At 37.3% G+C, this 16792-nt stretch carries 17 protein-coding genes; 16 read left to right on the top strand and 1 reads right to left on the bottom strand.

The genetic code is table 11. The features are described 5' to 3' along the window. Position 1: 1 nt before the first annotated feature. The 5 genes from qcrB (at position 2) to ACFYKX_RS16590 (ending at position 4318) form a co-directional block, all read left to right on the top strand. Entirely contained in the window at positions 2 to 676 is a 675-nt protein-coding gene (gene qcrB / locus ACFYKX_RS16610) for a menaquinol-cytochrome c reductase cytochrome b subunit (RefSeq protein ID WP_389362181.1), read from the top strand. Positions 677 to 729: 53 nt separating this feature from the next. Then, on the top strand, positions 730 to 1497 hold the full coding sequence (locus ACFYKX_RS16605) for a menaquinol-cytochrome c reductase cytochrome b/c subunit (RefSeq protein ID WP_389362180.1): 768 nt from the start codon (positions 730 to 732) through the stop codon (positions 1495 to 1497). A gap of 153 nt (positions 1498 to 1650) precedes the next feature. Then, on the top strand, positions 1651 to 2244 hold the full coding sequence (locus ACFYKX_RS16600) for a DUF1405 domain-containing protein (protein WP_389362179.1): 594 nt from the start codon (positions 1651 to 1653) through the stop codon (positions 2242 to 2244). A gap of 522 nt (positions 2245 to 2766) precedes the next feature. Further along, positions 2767 to 3576, top strand: coding sequence for a sporulation protein YpjB (ypjB, locus tag ACFYKX_RS16595; protein WP_389362178.1), 810 nt, complete (start codon positions 2767 to 2769; stop codon positions 3574 to 3576). A gap of 64 nt (positions 3577 to 3640) precedes the next feature. Continuing rightward, a complete protein-coding gene (locus ACFYKX_RS16590) occupies positions 3641 to 4318 on the top strand; it encodes a zinc metallopeptidase (protein WP_389362177.1) in 678 nt (225 codons plus the stop codon). 36 nt (positions 4319 to 4354) lie between these two features. On the opposite strand, the gene ACFYKX_RS16585 is transcribed toward ACFYKX_RS16590, so the two are convergent. Further along, complete coding sequence (locus tag ACFYKX_RS16585; RefSeq protein ID WP_389362176.1) at positions 4355 to 5227, bottom strand: YitT family protein; 873 nt, start codon at positions 5225 to 5227, stop codon at positions 4355 to 4357. 339 nt (positions 5228 to 5566) lie between these two features. On the opposite strand from ACFYKX_RS16585, the gene ACFYKX_RS16580 reads away from it, so the two are divergent. The 11 genes from ACFYKX_RS16580 to dinG all read left to right on the top strand — a co-directional run bounded on the left by ACFYKX_RS16580 (position 5567) and on the right by dinG (position 16699). Next, complete coding sequence (locus tag ACFYKX_RS16580) at positions 5567 to 5890, top strand: nucleotide pyrophosphohydrolase (RefSeq protein ID WP_389362211.1); 324 nt, start codon at positions 5567 to 5569, stop codon at positions 5888 to 5890. 5 nt (positions 5891 to 5895) lie between these two features. Further along, positions 5896 to 6699, top strand: a complete 804-nt coding sequence (dapB, locus tag ACFYKX_RS16575) for a 4-hydroxy-tetrahydrodipicolinate reductase (RefSeq protein WP_389362175.1) — start codon at positions 5896 to 5898, stop codon at positions 6697 to 6699. 15 nt (positions 6700 to 6714) lie between these two features. Then, the gene (mgsA, locus tag ACFYKX_RS16570; protein ID WP_389362174.1) at positions 6715 to 7134 is read left to right on the top strand and encodes a methylglyoxal synthase; all 420 of its coding nucleotides are present in this window, start codon (positions 6715 to 6717) and stop codon (positions 7132 to 7134) included. Then, on the top strand, positions 7127 to 7840 hold the full coding sequence (gene bshB1, locus ACFYKX_RS16565) for a bacillithiol biosynthesis deacetylase BshB1 (RefSeq protein WP_389362173.1): 714 nt from the start codon (positions 7127 to 7129) through the stop codon (positions 7838 to 7840). The genes mgsA and bshB1 overlap by 8 nt, the downstream gene beginning before the upstream one ends. Continuing rightward, positions 7840 to 8985, top strand: coding sequence for an N-acetyl-alpha-D-glucosaminyl L-malate synthase BshA (gene bshA / locus ACFYKX_RS16560; protein WP_389362172.1), 1146 nt, complete (start codon positions 7840 to 7842; stop codon positions 8983 to 8985). Before bshB1 ends, bshA begins: the two co-directional genes overlap by 1 nt. Continuing rightward, the gene (locus tag ACFYKX_RS16555) at positions 8982 to 10181 is read left to right on the top strand and encodes a CCA tRNA nucleotidyltransferase (protein WP_389362171.1); all 1200 of its coding nucleotides are present in this window, start codon (positions 8982 to 8984) and stop codon (positions 10179 to 10181) included. Before bshA ends, ACFYKX_RS16555 begins: the two co-directional genes overlap by 4 nt. After that, on the top strand, positions 10166 to 11146 hold the full coding sequence (locus tag ACFYKX_RS16550; RefSeq protein WP_389362170.1) for a biotin--[acetyl-CoA-carboxylase] ligase: 981 nt from the start codon (positions 10166 to 10168) through the stop codon (positions 11144 to 11146). Before ACFYKX_RS16555 ends, ACFYKX_RS16550 begins: the two co-directional genes overlap by 16 nt. Positions 11147 to 11467: 321 nt before the next feature. Further along, the gene (panB, locus tag ACFYKX_RS16545) at positions 11468 to 12304 is read left to right on the top strand and encodes a 3-methyl-2-oxobutanoate hydroxymethyltransferase (protein WP_389362169.1); all 837 of its coding nucleotides are present in this window, start codon (positions 11468 to 11470) and stop codon (positions 12302 to 12304) included. Further along, positions 12301 to 13158 carry a pantoate--beta-alanine ligase gene (gene panC, locus ACFYKX_RS16540; RefSeq protein WP_389362168.1) on the top strand — a complete coding sequence of 286 codons (858 nt, stop codon included), beginning with the start codon at positions 12301 to 12303 and terminating at the stop codon, positions 13156 to 13158. The genes panB and panC overlap by 4 nt, the downstream gene beginning before the upstream one ends. A gap of 17 nt (positions 13159 to 13175) precedes the next feature. Continuing rightward, a complete protein-coding gene (panD, locus tag ACFYKX_RS16535) occupies positions 13176 to 13562 on the top strand; it encodes an aspartate 1-decarboxylase (protein WP_389362167.1) in 387 nt (128 codons plus the stop codon). Positions 13563 to 13894: 332 nt separating this feature from the next. Beyond that, positions 13895 to 16699 carry an ATP-dependent DNA helicase DinG gene (gene dinG, locus ACFYKX_RS16530; protein ID WP_389362166.1) on the top strand — a complete coding sequence of 935 codons (2805 nt, stop codon included), beginning with the start codon at positions 13895 to 13897 and terminating at the stop codon, positions 16697 to 16699. The last annotated feature ends 93 nt before the right edge of the window (positions 16700 to 16792 follow it).

The following is a 16792-nucleotide window of genomic DNA, read 5'->3' as shown; positions in this document are numbered from 1 at the left end:
ATTGTTAAACAAAATTTATGATTGGGTAGATGAGCGTTTAGATATTACGCCTTTGTGGCGGGATATTGCAGACCATGAAGTTCCTGAGCACGTAAACCCTGCACATCACTTCTCTGCATTTGTATACTGCTTCGGCGGACTAACGTTCTTTGTTACAGTAATCCAAATTTTATCTGGTATGTTCTTAACGATGTATTACGTTCCAGATATTAAGAATGCTTGGGAGTCTGTACATTACTTACAAAATGAAGTTGCCTTCGGACAAATCGTTCGTGGTATGCACCACTGGGGTGCAAGTTTAGTTATCGTAATGATGTTTTTACATACGTTACGTGTATTTTTCCAAGGAGCATACAAGAAGCCTCGTGAACTTAACTGGGTTGTTGGGGTTTTAATTTTCTTCGTTATGCTTGGACTTGGTTTCACTGGATATTTATTACCATGGGATATGAAAGCTTTATTCGCAACGAAAGTTGGTATTCAAATAGCTGAAACAACCCCATTAATAGGTACACAGCTAAAAATCTTATTAGCCGGACATTCTGAAATCCTCGGAGCTCAAACATTGACTCGTTTCTTTGCGATTCATGTATTCTTCTTACCTGGCGCATTGTTAGGTTTAATGGGAGCTCACTTCTTAATGATTCGTAAACAAGGTATCTCTGGTCCGTTGTAAGATTATCACATTAATAGATTTACGAGTTATAGTAAAAGGAGGGGGATTGCTCCATGCATCGTGGAAAAGGTATGAAGTTTGTGGGTGACTCTCGTGTACCTGCAGAACGTAAACCTAATATTCCGAAAGACTATTCGGAATACCCTGGCAAAACTGAAGCTTTTTGGCCTAACTTCCTACTAAAAGAATGGATGGTAGGGGCTGTATTCCTTATCGGATACTTATGTTTAACAGTTGCTCACCAACCGCCACTTGAAAAAATGGCTGATCCAACTGATACGGCATATCTTCCGTTGCCAGACTGGTATTTCCTATTTTTATATCAATTATTAAAGTATAGTTATGCTTCTGGGCCTTATAATGCAATTGGTGCATTTATTATTCCTGGACTAGCATTTGGTGCGTTGTTATTAGCTCCATTTATTGATAGAGGGCCAGAACGTCGCCCATCAAAGAGACCTTTAGCAACTGGTTTCATGTTATTAGCTCTAGCAGGAATTACTTATTTAACTTGGGAGTCTGCAGTTCAAACGGACTGGGAAGCTAAGAAGGAAATGGGTAAAATCGTAGCTGAAGCTGAAATTGACAAAGAATCAGATGGTTATAAAATCTTTGAACAAAATGGTTGTGTAAGCTGTCACGGTGGAGATCTTCAAGGTGGTGCTGGTTCACCAGCTCTTATCGACACAGGCTTAACGCCAGAAGAAGTTGCAGAAATCGCTAAAAATGGTCAAGGTGCAATGCCTGGTGGACTATTTAAAGGTACAGATGAAGAGTTAGCAAAGCTTGCTGAGTTCATCTCTACTTTAGAAAGTAAATAATGTAAAAGACTGACGTACTTTGCGTCAGTTTTTTTATTTTTTCTGATGATTCTAGAGTAGATAGCTCTTCGAAAATACCCCTTGGATTAGGACTTTCCTAGATTTTTTGTTAAAATATAGATTATATTTAATAGTAGAGATGAGGAAAACGAGATGATGTGGGTATACTCCATTTTAGCCAATCGGTCTGTTCTTTGGCTTCTTTTAATTACAAACTTCCTTGGTACGATCTATGCTTATTATTGGTACCGCTATCAATTAGTAGAAACACCACCTATATTCCTAGCATTTGTACCTGATAGTCCAACGGCATGTTTGTTTTTTGTATTTGTCCTAGTTGCCTTTATTTTAGGGAAGAATTGGCCATTATTCGAGGCGCTTGCAATGGTTACTCTATTTAAATATGGAATATGGGCTGTTGTCATGAATTTTCTCGTATTAGTAGTTACCGGTCATTTGGACTGGATCGGGTACATGTTAATGATTTCTCATGGGGCTATGGCCCTACAAGGAGTGCTCTATGCTCCATTTTACCGTTTTAAGATGTGGCATTTAGTAGTTGCCGGTATTTGGACCTTACATAACGATGTAATTGATTACGTATTCTTCATGCTTCCACAGTACCATATGTTAGATGACTATATCCCTCAAATTGGCTATTTCACATTTTGGTTAAGTATGTTGTCTTTAGGTATTGCTTATTATTTTGGATTACGGAAGAACAGGTTTACTCTTGAGTTAAAATAAAAACAATTTGGCTGTTCATGTTTAGTTATAAACAGCCTCGCAGATTATCAACAAGGGGCATCGAGAGAATTCTTGATGCCTTTTTGTAAATATTAATATGAAATTATACTATATAAGGTTGATTTTTCTCCAGGCGCTTGTTTTCCGGGGGGCATTCGCCGGGCCTCCTCGTCACGACAGAGGAGGCTAAAAGCTCACACCCCGCTGAAAGCGTTCGCCCGTAGTGGAAATTAACGGTTTATAGTAATTAAATAAATTTTTAATAGGAAAAACTGTAGGCAAGCTCAAAGCTTTTAGAATCCACAATATGAGGCTAAGTAGTAATAACCATGGGCTTATTCATGGGCATAAATGGATATTTGTAAATTATTGTTAAAAGGGATCATATGCTTCAAACTCAAACCTATAGATTATAAAGTCCTACTTAAAATAATTAAACCACCTCAGAATTCTATAATTATGGTCTAACCTTGTCCAACCTTTCATAACATTTTAATAGTAATGTGTGAGGGGGGACAAGAAATGAAGTTCAAGTTAATTATTTTTGTTTTCATAATGTTTTTACTAGCACCTTTAACTATAAATGCAAATCATCATCAAGCTCCGATTGATAAGCTTAATCAGATTTCTGATGAGGCACTCCAGATGGTAAAGTCTACTCGCTATGAGGATGCTAAAAAGCTGTTAGAGTATTTCTCTAATCAGTTTTTATCGTATACGATGGAAGACCACTCCTTTACAATGGATGAACTAAGAATTGTCACTGTCGCACATAATGAGGCAGTTGAAGCTACAACAAGTACAAGCATGGGACATAATGAAAGAATTAATAGAGTCACTAAATTTCGTCTAGTGATCGATGCTGTAACGTCTACTCATCAGCCACTATGGACAGAGATGGAAGGCCCTATAATGACTGTTTATGGTGGGGTCAAGGAAGCAGCTATAAACGGCGATAACGAGAATTTCCATACTAGATTTAATTCTTTTTTGTCACTTTATGAAGTGATTTATCCTAGTATGAAATTGGATTTAGAGGTAGAAAAAATACAGCAACTGGATGCGCGGATTAACTTTATCGACCATTACCGACCTCGTGTGCTAGCGGAAGCAGCTAGTCAGGCTGAACTTGTGGCTCTTGAGAATGATTTGAAAAACATCTTTGACGAAATGACGGAAGATGATGCTGATCCTTCTTTATGGTGGGTAATTATTTCAACTGGAAGCATTATTATTTTGACTTTATCTTATGTTGGTTTCAGAAAATATCAGGGTGAACGAGAATTAAGAAGAGAACGGGAAAAGAACCGTTCAAGAGAGTTAAAAGATTGACACATACTCTAAAGAACAATAAAATTATAGTAACATCATGTAGAAATAGGAGGACAAACAGTAAATGACTTTTCTCATTTATTTTGCCCTGATTATTATTATTCCTCTCTGGGCACAGTTTCGCGTAAAAGGTGCATATAAGAAATATTCTCAAGTATCTTCTTCGTCTCAAATGAGAGGTGCAGAGGTTGCTCGTAGAATTCTTGATTCCAATGGCTTATTCCATGTAGGCGTAGAAGAGACGAGAGGACACCTAACTGATCATTACGATCCTCGTTCAAAAACCGTTCGTCTTTCATCTCAAAATTATCATGGTCATAGTGTAGCAGCAGCAGCTATCGCAGCCCACGAAGTAGGGCATGCTATACAAGATGAAGAAGCTTACGCGTTCTTACGTTTCCGTCACGCATTAGTGCCTGTAGCAAATTTAGGTTCTAATTTTTCGTGGATCCTAATCTTAATTGGTATTTTCGCTCAATTAAGTGGATTGCTTCTACTAGGTATCATCTTTATGGCAGCAGCGGTACTATTCCAAGTGGTTACGCTACCAGTTGAGTTTAATGCATCTAATCGTGCCATGGACCAAGTAGTATCCATGGGAATTATCCGAAATGATGAAGAGAAAGAAACGAAAAAAGTATTAAACGCAGCAGCTTTAACATATGTTGCAGCAGCAGCCGTTGCGGTTTTAGAGTTAGTTCGTTTAGTGCTTATCTATACAGGAATGCAAAGCGAAGATTAAAAAAAGCCATGCTCGCATGGCTTTTTTCTGTTTCTTCTAACGCTCTATTGGTTTTTTGTTCTCATCTAGTGTAAAGCCTTCTCCTAACACATCATGGACAACACTTACAGAGACAAAGGAATGAGGGTCGACAGAGTTAATTATATTCTTTAGTCTTACTATTTCATTTCTCCCTACAACACAATAAAGTACTTCACGATCTTGCTTTGTATAGGAACCATGCGCCTTTAGTACTGTTACTCCACGTTCCATTTCATTCATAATCTTAGCAGCAATTTCCTCGTTTCTATCAGATATAATCATCGCCCCTCTAGCAGAATAGGCTCCCTCTTGCATGAAGTCGATAACCCGTGCTCCGATAAATACAGCAACTAATGTGTACATTGCTTCTTGATACGTTAAGTAGAATATTAAAGAAAGCGTAATTACAACAGCATCGAATATAAACATCGTTTTCCCCATACTCCATCCAACATACTTGTGGACAAGACGAGCGATTATATCAACACCACCTGTTGTACCTCCGAACCTAAAGATAATCCCAAGTCCGACTCCGATAAAAACTCCTGCAAACAATGCAGCAAGTGTTAAATCCTCTTTTAATGGCATGTCAATTTGGTAGCGTTGGAATATCCATAGAAACACAGATACGCTTACCGTTCCAATAATCGTATACAGGAAAACATTTCTACCAAGTAATTTCCATCCTATAAAGAATAAAGGGATGTTTAGTAGCAGGTTTACATATGAAGGATCCCAATTAAATAAAAAATATAATAGCAGTGTAATACCTGTAAAACCGCCCTCTGCTAAATTATTTTGCATATTGAAGTGAACGATGCCAAAAGAGAAAATTGCTGCTCCAATCAATATGAAAATAATATTCTTAATTTTAAGACCAAAAAACATAAGGTTATCCTCTTTCTATAAGATTTTTACTGATGTACGATCAGGGTTCCTATTTCAGCTTAGTTCTAGCATGTAAATTAATAATAATTTTTATAAGAACCTGTAACCCTAAAGCGATTTAATTATAAGGGATGCTTTATACATTATCAACCTATCAAGGGGGAATTAACCAATGATCATGTACAGAGTTTTTCTAAGAGGGTTATAATAAATATTATTTGTAAAAACTTCTCTATTTAGCTAACATGTAAAAAGGAATAGCGGTTTTTAATGGGTGAAATAATAAATATTTGCATGTAGTAGAAGAAAGAGGTGGACGCTTTGGAACAAGAGAAATCAATGAAACAACTTCAGAATGAAGTACATACATATATTAGCCAATTCAAGGAAGGGTATTTTAGCCCTCTGGCTCTTCTTGCGAGAATGACAGAAGAGTTAGGTGAGTTAGCACGTGAAGTGAACCATTATCATGGTGAAAAACCGAAAAAAGCATCAGAAGAAGAGAAAACGATAGAAGATGAATTAGGGGATATGCTGTTTGTCCTCATTTGTTTTGCGAATTCATTAAATATTGATCTTGAAACTGCTCACAATCGTGTGATGAACAAATTTAATACAAGAGATAAAGATCGGTGGACTAGAATAGATCATTTGGAGGAGTAATGTCGATGTCAAAAGTTAGAGTAGTAGTTGCTGGACCTAGAGGTAGAATGGGAAATGAAGCTGTAAATTTAGTAAAGAATACTGAAAATTATGAGTTAGTAGCTGTTTTAGATCATCGTCATGGAGGGAAGTTATTAAATGATATTGAGGGCTTTCATGGCTTTAGTTCTGTTCCGGTTTTTTCTAATATTGAGGACTGTTTTCAAAATGTTCAGGCTGACGTTCTAATAGACCTAACAATCCCTGAAGTCGGGATGCATCATACGAGAACTGCTCTACAATATGGAGTACGTCCTGTTGTAGGTACAACTGGCTTCACAAACGATGATTTACAAGAACTAGAAAATACTTGTAATGAAAAAGAACTAGGCTGTATCATTGCTCCAAATTTTGCATTGGGGGCAGTGTTGATGATGAAGTTCTCGCAAATGGCAGGGAAATACTTTAGAGATGTAGAAATTATTGAACTGCATCATGATCAAAAGTTAGATGCTCCATCGGGAACTGCAGTGAAAACAGCTGAAATGATCTCAGAGGTTAGAGAATCAAAGGTTCAGGGTCATCCAGCTGAGAAGGAAACGATGGCCGGAGCAAGGGGCGCTAACTTTGATGGGATGCACATTCATTCAGTGAGGCTGCCAGGGTTAATTGCTCACCAGCAAGTTATGTTTGGTTCAGAAGGACAGATGCTTACAATTCGCCATGATTCTTTCAATCGAGCATCCTTTATGTCAGGAGTTAAGTTAGCTGTAGATACCGTTATGAAAATTGATACGTTTGTTTACGGGTTAGAAAATATAATGGAATAGAAATGGGGATAAACCGTGAATATTGCCTTGATTGCTCATGACAAAAAAAAGGATGACCTAGTTCGCTTTACAATCGCGTATAAAGAAATTTTAGCCAATCATTCTTTATTTGCAACAGGTACAACAGGGCTTAGAATTATGGAAGCTACAGGCTTGCATATTCATAGATTCCAATCTGGTCCACTTGGAGGAGATCAAGAAATAGGTGCTAGGATTGCTAATAATGGCATGGATGTAGTGATTTTTTTCAGAGATCCTTTAACGGCACAACCACATGAACCAGATGTTTCAGCACTAATTCGTCTTTGCGATGTGTACTCGATTCCATTAGCGACAAATATGGGAACAGCTGAAATTTTAATAAAAGGACTTTCAAGAGGCGATTTGTCCTGGAGAGAAATCGTCGATACAAATAATGGTGAAGAAGATGAATAATACTAAATTACATATTCTTGCATTTGGTGCACATTCAGATGATGTAGAAATTGGCATGGGTGCTACTATTGCGAAATACAGCTCTCTGGGTAAGAGAGTTGGAATCTGCGACTTAACAAGGGCTGAACTTTCTTCAAATGGGACAGTTGAGATTCGAAAGTGTGAAGCTACAGATTCTGCAAACATATTGGGAACTTCAATTAGAGAAACACTAGGCCTTAGGGATAGGGGAATCTTTTTAAATGAAGAATCCATTAATCTAATCGCAAACGTTATTAGAAGATACCGTCCACAAGTTGTGTTTGCACCCTATCATGAAGATCGACACCCTGACCATGGCAACTGTGCACGATTAGTAGAAGAGGCTGTATTCTCAGCAGGTATACGTAGGTATGAAACAGCTGATCAACTACCTCCTCATAAAGTTAAAAATGTTTATTTTTATATGATCAATGGGTTTCATAAGCCAGACTTTGTAATAGATGTATCTGATTTTATGGATAAAAAAATTGCTAGTCTGAATGCTTATAAAAGTCAGTTTGTTAAAACAGAAGCTAGCTTTGAAACGCCATTAGTAAATGGGTATATTCCTACGGTTGAAGCCCGTGAAAAGCTTTTTGGTAAAGAAGTCGGTGTAGAATATGCTGAAGGATTTAAGGTGAAAGCACCGATTCTTCTAAATCGTGACCTATTAGGAGACGAATAATGAGTAAAAAACTTAAAATTGGTATAACTTGCTATCCTACTGTAGGTGGTTCTGGTGTAGTGGCAACCGAATTAGGAAAATTATTAGCTGAGAAGGGACACGAGATTCATTTTATCTCGTCTAGCCTGCCATTCCGTTTGAAGAAGATGTATCACAATATTTTTTATCATCAAGTGGAGGTAAATCAATATTCAGTTTTTCAATATCCTCCATATGACATTGCTCTTGCAAGTAAAATGGCAGAGGTAATCCAGAGAGAGGAATTGGATTTACTTCATGTTCATTACGCCATTCCACATGCTGTTTGTGCAATTTTGGCTAAACAAATGAGTGGGACAGATGTAAAAATAGTAACTACTTTACACGGCACAGATATTACTGTGTTAGGTTATGACCCTTCACTTAGTGATGCGATCCGTTTTGGTATTGAAAAATCGGATGTTGTTACTGCCGTATCAAATTCACTTATTTCGCAGACGTATGATCTACTAAAGCCAGATAAAAGACTAGATCCTGTATACAATTTTATTGACACAAGAGTCTATCAGAAATCGGACTCCTTACATCTAAAAGAGGTATATGGAATTAAAGATGAAGAAAAAGTTGTCATACATGTCTCTAATTTCAGAGCAGTCAAGCGTGTACCGGATGTTGTCAAAGCATTTGCTAAGATTGAACAAAAGGTGCCAGCAAAGCTCCTATTAGTTGGTGATGGACCAGAAATGAGTGTAGTTTGCAAGCTAGTAGGTGAATTAAATTTAAGAGGGAAAGTTCTTTTTTTAGGAAAACAGGACAACTTAGAGGAACTATATTCAATTAGTGATCTAAAGCTATTATTATCAGAAAAAGAAAGTTTTGGTCTAGTAGCCTTAGAGGCAATGGCTTGCGGCGTTCCTTGTATTGGTACAAATATAGGAGGAATTCCTGAAGTAATTCTAGACGGTGAAACAGGCTTCCTATGCGAAGTAGGAGATGTTTCAAGCATAGCCGATAAGGCCATTGAAATCCTATCTAACAAAACATTACATACCTATTTTTCTAGCAACTCCGTTCGACTGGTAAATGAAAAGTTCAATGCCGATATAATCGTGAAAGAGTACGAGGACCTTTACTTTAAAATTTTGAAGATTGGTGAAAAAGTATGATTCAAGCTTTTCAAGTGGCAGCTCCTATTTTAGCTAAAATTGAAGAGGCTGGCTTTGAAGCATATTTTGTTGGAGGTTCTGTTAGAGACTACTTGCTGAACAAAGACATTCATGATGTAGATATAGCAACATCGGCAACGCCACTTGAAATCAAAAGCATTTTTCCTAAAACGATTGATGTTGGTATAGAGCATGGTACTGTTGTTGTTTTATATGAAAACCAATCATATGAGATTACAACTTTTAGAAGTGAATCTGACTATGAAGATTTTAGGAGACCAGCAGAGGTTCAGTTTATTCGATCATTGATAGAAGATTTACAAAGAAGAGATTTTACGATTAATGCCATAGCTATGAATAGAAATGGGGACATTATCGATCCTTTCAATGGCAGAGACGCATTAGAAAGAAGAATGATCGCAACAGTTGGAATCGCAAAAGAACGATTTAATGAAGATGCCCTAAGAATGATGAGGGCCGTTCGATTTGTTAGTCAACTCTCATTTTCGATTGAGTCATCTACGTTCAGTGCTTTGTCTGACTATGGGGGCCTGCTAAGGGAAATAGCAATTGAAAGAATTTCCACCGAATTTGAGAAGCTTTTAAAAGGAACAAATAGAAAGCAAGCCTTACAAATTCTTCTTGAAACGGAAATTTATAAATACTTGCCTGGGTTTGATACTAAAAAAGACAAATTGCAAATGTTTGTTGATTTAAGTGATTCAAACCTTAAGGTTGAGGAATTATGGGTTTTACTTATCTATAAATTAAACCTGGCCAAAAAGGATATAGAGCCTTTTTTAAAAGCTTGGAAATTGTCGATGAAAACGATAAAGGGCATTGAGAAAATCTTCTCTTGGTTAGAGTACCGTATGAATCATGAATGGACTTTAGAAAGTATGTATTACGCAAAGATAGATAGTATCTTTAGTACAGAGAAGTTGTATAACGTCTTAACAGGTCAAGGAAATCCCAACAATTTAGACGACTTAAAACAAGAATATGAGTCGTTACCTATTAAAGAACGGAATGAAATGGACATAACCGGTACTGACTTAATGGAATGGTTTCAATTAGCGGGTGGCCCTTGGGTGAAGGAAAAATTAGAAAGTATTGAAAAAGCGATCATAATTGGAGAAATTGAAAATAGAAAAGAAACCATAAGGGAGTGGCTTATGAGGTGCAATCTGAGCTAAGAAAGAAATTACTTGATGCTTTTACGAATCATGATGATGACTATCTATCTGGGCAATACCTTGCAGATCTAATCGGGTGCTCAAGAACTGCCGTGTGGAAGCATGTTGAGGAGCTCCGAAAGGAAGGGTTTGAGCTAGAGGCAGTTAGAAGAAAGGGCTATCGAATTGTGAAAACTCCTGAAAATGTTACAGCAGATGATATTAGACTTGGGCTAAAAACTAAATTTATCGGCCAATCCATTCACTATAAAGAGAGCGTTGATTCCACTCAGAAAATTGCTCATCGGCTAGCATACGACGATGCTCCAGAAGGTACAGTAGTCATCGCTGAGGAACAGCTACTAGGAAGAGGTAGAATGGACAGAGCATGGCATTCACCCAAGTATTCGGGGATTTGGATGAGTATTATACTTAGACCTAATCTACCAATTCCTAAGGCACCTCAGCTCACTCTTTTGACAGCAGTTGCTGTAGTACAAGCGATCGAAGAAATCACATCTCTTTCACCTCAAATCAAATGGCCTAACGATATCCTGATGAATGGTAAAAAGGTTACTGGGATACTAACGGAGCTTCAAGCCGAAGCAGATCGTATTATTTCTATTATTATTGGTATTGGTATTAACGTAAATCAGAAGAGAGAAGAATACCCCGATGAACTAAAAGACATTGCAACTTCGCTTTCCATTGAGAGTGGAGAACAAATCAATCGATCAGTTCTTATTCGAGGAATTTTTAATCGTTTGGAACACTTATATGAGATTTATCTAGAAAATGGATTTTATCCAATTAAACTGCTTTGGGAAAGCTATGCAATTAGTATTGGAAAAACCATTACAGCAAGGACTTTAAATCATACAATTCGCGGGAAAGCTCTAGGTATTACAGAGGATGGAGTTTTGCAAATTGAAGATGAAGAGGGTAAAATTCATTCTGTGTATTCCGCGGATATCGATTTACAGTAATTAGTTATGGTGACAATCAAATTTTATAGTAACATGAGCTTTCATTTGATATAATTCAGGTGGGCAGTATCACTTATGGGGAACTGCACCAACAGATATTATTAACCAAATAACCAAAATTATCTGCCTAGATCCAATGGACCGGGACAGAGGGATGAAACAAAACATAGAATTTTCCAAGGAATCCTTCTGACGTTTAGGGATTCCTTTATTATTGTACAGAATTTCAGCGGTGATTATGTAAAAGGTTTACTATTTTTTATATAACACCTACAACCATGTTTTGTGTGTCTCCTCTTCCAAACTAAGGAGGAAAAAGCGATGAAGCAAACAACTGATTTTTTGAAAATGAAAAAGGAAAATGAAAAAGTAGTCATGCTTACCGCCTATGATTATCCTTCAGCAAAGCATGCTGAACAAGCTGGTGTAGACGTTATTCTCGTTGGAGATTCTTTGGGGATGGTCGTCTTAGGGTACGATTCAACAATTCCTGTAACAATGGATGACATGATACACCACACAAAAGCAGTTAGAAGAGGAGCACAGGACACATTTGTTGTTGTAGACATGCCGTTCATGAGTTATCATTTATCTGTTCGTGATACTCTTATAAATGGAGCTAAATTAATCCAGGAAACTGGTGCAAATGCTGTAAAGGTAGAGGGAGCGGATGACGTAATTGATCATATTAAAGCCCTCACAAAATCGGGTATACCAGTTGTTGCTCATTTAGGACTTACTCCACAATCAGTTGGTGTTTTAGGTGGCTACAAGGTGCAAGGCAAAAGTGCATCGGCTGCTAGAAAATTAATGGAGGACGCCAAAAAATGTGAGGAGGCAGGTGCATTCCTGCTTGTTTTAGAGTGTGTTCCAAAACAGCTTGCTAAAGAGGTTTCAAACGCCCTTAGTATACCTACCATCGGGATTGGAGCTGGCGTAGATGCTGATGGCCAGGTACTTGTATACCATGATTTACTAACATATGGAGTAGAACGGGTTCCTAAATTCGTTAAGCAATATACAAACCTTAACATAGAAGCTGAACAAGCGATAAAGTCATATGTATCTGAAGTAAAGAAGGGGACTTTCCCTGAAGATTCTCATAGCTTTACGATGAAAGAAGAGGAGCTGCAGGGACTTTATGGAGGAAAAGAATGAAAATCATTACTACAGTCTTAGAAATGCAAACCGAAATGCGAGAAAAAAAGAAGTCATTGAAATCAATTGGCTTTGTTCCAACAATGGGATTCCTTCATGAAGGTCACATTCGTTTACTAAGAAAGGCCAGAGCCGAGACTGACATAGTAGTTTTAAGTATCTTTGTAAATCCACTACAATTTGGACCAAATGAGGACCTAGATAAATACCCGCGGGATTTTGATAGAGACAAAGAAATTGCTTTACGAGAAGAAGTAGACTATCTATTCTTTCCGTCTAATACTGAAATGTATCCGAAATCCTCTTCTGTAAAAGTAGTGGTTCAAGAAAGAACAGAAGTATTATGTGGTAAATCCAGACCAGGTCATTTCGATGGGGTTGCAACCGTTCTGACAAAACTTTTTAATATTGTACTTCCGGATTCTGTTTATATGGGGATGAAAGATGCACAGCAAGTAGCTGTAGTAGATGGTCTTATTTCCGACTTTCATTTCCCTATCACCCTTGTACCCGTTGACACAGTCCGTGAAGAAGATGGTCTTGCTAAAAGTTCTAGAAATGTTAACCTTTCTCCATCTGAGCGGTCCGAAGCAACCGTTTTATTCGAAAGTTTAAACATGGCAGGATCATTAATCAATCGGGGAGAAAGAAGCCCTAAAGTTATCGTTTCTGAAATAGAGAAACTTATTTTATCCAAATCAAGAGGGAAGATTGATTATATAGAAGTACTATCTTATCCTGAATTGAAACAGATAGAGATATTAGAAGGCAAGATTATTATTGCTCTTGCTGTTAAGTTCGAACATGCGCGATTGATTGACAATATCGTCTTAAATACACATGAACTATCATAAGAGTTGGAGGGGATATTATGTTTCGTACAATGATGAATGGAAAAATTCACCGTGCCCGAGTTACAGAAGCAAATTTGAATTATGTTGGAAGTATTACAATTGATACGGATATTTTAGATGCTGTTGGAATGGTTGCAAATGAAAAAGTACAAATTGTGAATAACAATAATGGAGCAAGATTTGAAACGTATATTATTCCTGGGCAACGAGGCAGTGGAGTGATTTGTGTCAATGGTGCTGCTGCAAGACTTGTGCAGGAGGGTGATGTAGTTATCATTATTTCGTATGCTTTAGTGGGTGAGGAAAAGCTTCCTTCTCATCAACCAAAAGTAGCGATCATGAATGAAAATAACCAAATTGTTGAACTTCTACACCAAGAACCTGAGCGAACGGTAGTCCTATAACCCCCTAATATGGGGGTTTTTCGTTTAGTTTAGGTTCTTTTCCAAAACTTTGTTGCACTCAATACACTAAATAAATGTTGACTTTAAACTATAATTTGGTGCTGTCCCTTCATTTTGCGTCACGAATAGTTATAATATTTCATACCGGAAACAAGATTCGTTTAACAACTTATAAAAACGAAAGCTAACCTAGCTTATTATTATAGCTTCCCAAAAGAGTGTCAAAAATAATTAATACAAGATTGGGGAAATTGTAGAAAAAGACATTATAACTTTTTCTTTTCCCTATTTTATGATACCGTTTGAATGACTGAATGTTTGAGGTGTATAACATGACTACAAAATTCGTTGTGATTGATCTAGAAACAACCGGAAATTCTCCTAAAAAGGGAGATAAAATTATACAATTTGCAGCGGTCGTTATTGAAAACGGTAAAATTGTCGAGCAATTTTCTTCTTTAGTAAATCCACAGCAACCTATACCGCTTTTTATTGAAGAATTAACAGGACTGAATGATGAAATGGTAGAGGATGCACCCATTTTTTCAGAAATTGCACCGAACGTGCTTAAGATGTTAGATGGTGCGTATTTTGTTGCGCATAATGTGCTCTTTGACTTGACCTTTCTTCAAGAAGAACTCATTGAGTCAGGATACGAAGGCTTTTATGGCCCTGTCATTGATACGGTTGAATTAGCTAGAATTCTTTTTCCAACCGCTGATAGCTATAAATTAAATGATCTAGCTTTCATGCAAGGACTAGAGCATTCACGTCCGCATCAGGCTGATAGTGATGCCTATGTAACTGCTGAGTTATTACAATTGTTTATTTCTCGTTTACATACATTGCCTCAAGCTACTTTACGTCAGCTTCTTAAGCTTTCTGGAGGTTTAAAGAGTGATATTTCCTTATTATTAGATGAGTATGTTCTTGCAATGGAAAGAACGGTTGAAGAACTTCCAGCTCATTTAGAACTATATAGGGGGATTGCCTTAAGAAAACAAGATGAGTACGGAGTGACAACAGGGGATAGTGACACCGTCTATCCAGCTAGCCATGATTCAAAAGAGCAGCTTTTCAAAATGGTTTTTCCAACCTTTGAGAAACGCTTAGGGCAGTTTGACATGATGGATGCTGTTTATCATTCTTTTTTAGAAGATAAACATGCTGTTATTGAAGCTGGAACGGGTGTAGGGAAATCACTAGCCTATTTGTTACCTGGTGCTATTTTTTCAAGAGAAAACAATGAACCCATTATTATAAGTACTTTTACCATACAGCTTCAAGAACAACTTCTAGCAAATGACATTCCATTACTACAGAAGATGCTCCCTTTCCAGTTACGGACCGTATTATTAAAGGGGAGAAATCATTATATAAGCTTATCTAAGTTTGAACAAACGTTAAAGGATGATGAGGATAATTACGATACGAGTCTAACAAAAATGCAAATTCTCGTATGGTTAACTGAAACAAAAACGGGTGATATAGATGAACTAAATTTATCTAGCGGGGGTCTTCTTTATTGGAATAAAGTTAAGAATGATGAAGCCGTTATCCTTCAAAATAAATCCTGGATGCAATATGACTTCTATTTAAGAGCTAGGAAGGCTGCAGAGAAAGCAGATATCATTATCACGAATCATTCTCTTCTATTAGCTGACTTAGTTTCAGAGCACTCTATTCTTCCGAAAAATGATTACGTCATTATAGATGAAGGTCATCATTTTGAAAAAGCGGCTGGAAAGTACTTTGGCTACTCGTTAGATTACTTGTCTGTTCGATTATTATTAAGCAGATGCGGACTAATGGAACAGAAACAATTGCTATACCAGTTACAACAGCTTTTAGAGGAAATAAAGTGGAACCAAAATAATGAAGAGGTCTTGCATACGTTTGAGTTAAATCAACTCATTTCTGAATTGCAATTTGAAATGGATGAGCTTTTTAGAATGATTAGTTCATTTGTGAAAAAGAAGGCCAAAAGGTCGTATACAAACCGAATGAACTGTTCATTGCAAAATTATGAGGACACAAAAGAAGGAAAAGCTATATTTAATAGTGGTGAGAGATTCTCCTTTTTACTATATGATTTGATTTCTTATTTTGAAAAATGTTTGTCAGGTCTAGAATCTGAAAGTGAGCATTTTACCATAGAGCAAAGGAGAGTATTGACCGACATTTCTTCTCTCCAGTTGGATCTAAAAGGAACGAGAGAAAAAATCAAAAATGTACTGTTAAACCCGTCTAGTGATTATGTAACTTGGGTAGAAATGGATGCAAGGGCAGTGCAAAATGCAACTACGGTTTATGCACAACCGGTCGCCATTTCAGACCATCTATCTGAGCAATTTTTCCACAAAAAGAAGAGTGTGATCGTCACTTCTGCAACTCTTACGGTCAACAACTCCTTTGACTATATAATTAATGAGCTCGGATTGAATACTTTACCGCTAAACGTAGAGAGAATTAGTTCACCGTTTAACTATAAGGAACAAGTTCAGTTACTAGTTGCAAATGATCTTCCAGAGGTAAACGCTGTTCCCTTGGATGAATATGTGGCTGCGATATCAGAACACATTATTTCAATAGCTGAGGCGACGAGTGGAAGGATGCTTATTCTATTTACTTCCCATGAAATGCTCCGCAAAACTCATGATTTAATGAAGGAAAGTGGTCTTCTAGAGGATTATGTATTGATTGCTCAAGGCATTACTGCTGGAAGTAGAACAAGATTGACTAGAAATTTTCAACGTTTTGAAAAAGCCATTCTTTTAGGAACTAGTAGTTTCTGGGAGGGGGTAGACATTCCAGGAGAAGACCTTTCGTGTTTAATAATCGTTAGACTGCCGTTCTCAGCACCAGATGATCCACTTACAGAAGCGAAGTGTGCGCGTATTAAAGAAATTGGAGGGAACCCATTCTCTTCTCACTCCCTTCCTGAAGCCGTTATCAGATTTAAACAAGGTTTTGGAAGACTGATAAGATCGAGTAAGGATAGAGGGATTGTTGTTGTTTTTGATAAAAGAATCATATCGACGAGATATGGAAAGGCGTTCCTAGAATCCATTCCTGAAGTCCCTATACGAAGGAATAATATCAATGAAATGGTGGAATTAATAGAAGGCTGGTTGTAATAGAAGGAATAAGCGGGTGTTAGCCTATCTGGGCTAAGAAAAATCTACTTTTGAAAAATCAGCATGTTTTTTTGCGAATAACACACTCTATAC

Source organism: Cytobacillus spartinae, from assembly GCF_042865285.1.
GTDB lineage: Bacteria > Bacillota > Bacilli > Bacillales > Cytobacillaceae > Robertmurraya_A > Robertmurraya_A spartinae.
The sequence above is the reverse complement of the archived record's forward strand: the minus strand, read 5'-3'. Positions and strand labels throughout refer to the sequence as shown.

Coding starts and splice junctions, on each gene's coding strand:
- ACFYKX_RS16605 (WP_389362180.1), top strand. CDS start 730: ATGCATCGTGGAAAAGGTATGAAGTTTGTGGGTGACTCTCGTGTACCT.
- ACFYKX_RS16600 (WP_389362179.1), top strand. CDS start 1,651: ATGATGTGGGTATACTCCATTTTAGCCAATCGGTCTGTTCTTTGGCTT.
- ypjB (WP_389362178.1), top strand. CDS start 2,767: ATGAAGTTCAAGTTAATTATTTTTGTTTTCATAATGTTTTTACTAGCA.
- ACFYKX_RS16590 (WP_389362177.1), top strand. CDS start 3,641: ATGACTTTTCTCATTTATTTTGCCCTGATTATTATTATTCCTCTCTGG.
- ACFYKX_RS16585 (WP_389362176.1), bottom strand. CDS start 5,227: ATGTTTTTTGGTCTTAAAATTAAGAATATTATTTTCATATTGATTGGA.
- ACFYKX_RS16580 (WP_389362211.1), top strand. CDS start 5,567: ATGAAACAACTTCAGAATGAAGTACATACATATATTAGCCAATTCAAG.
- dapB (WP_389362175.1), top strand. CDS start 5,896: ATGTCAAAAGTTAGAGTAGTAGTTGCTGGACCTAGAGGTAGAATGGGA.
- bshB1 (WP_389362173.1), top strand. CDS start 7,127: ATGAATAATACTAAATTACATATTCTTGCATTTGGTGCACATTCAGAT.
- bshA (WP_389362172.1), top strand. CDS start 7,840: ATGAGTAAAAAACTTAAAATTGGTATAACTTGCTATCCTACTGTAGGT.
- ACFYKX_RS16555 (WP_389362171.1), top strand. CDS start 8,982: ATGATTCAAGCTTTTCAAGTGGCAGCTCCTATTTTAGCTAAAATTGAA.
- panB (WP_389362169.1), top strand. CDS start 11,468: ATGAAGCAAACAACTGATTTTTTGAAAATGAAAAAGGAAAATGAAAAA.
- panC (WP_389362168.1), top strand. CDS start 12,301: ATGAAAATCATTACTACAGTCTTAGAAATGCAAACCGAAATGCGAGAA.
- panD (WP_389362167.1), top strand. CDS start 13,176: ATGTTTCGTACAATGATGAATGGAAAAATTCACCGTGCCCGAGTTACA.
- dinG (WP_389362166.1), top strand. CDS start 13,895: ATGACTACAAAATTCGTTGTGATTGATCTAGAAACAACCGGAAATTCT.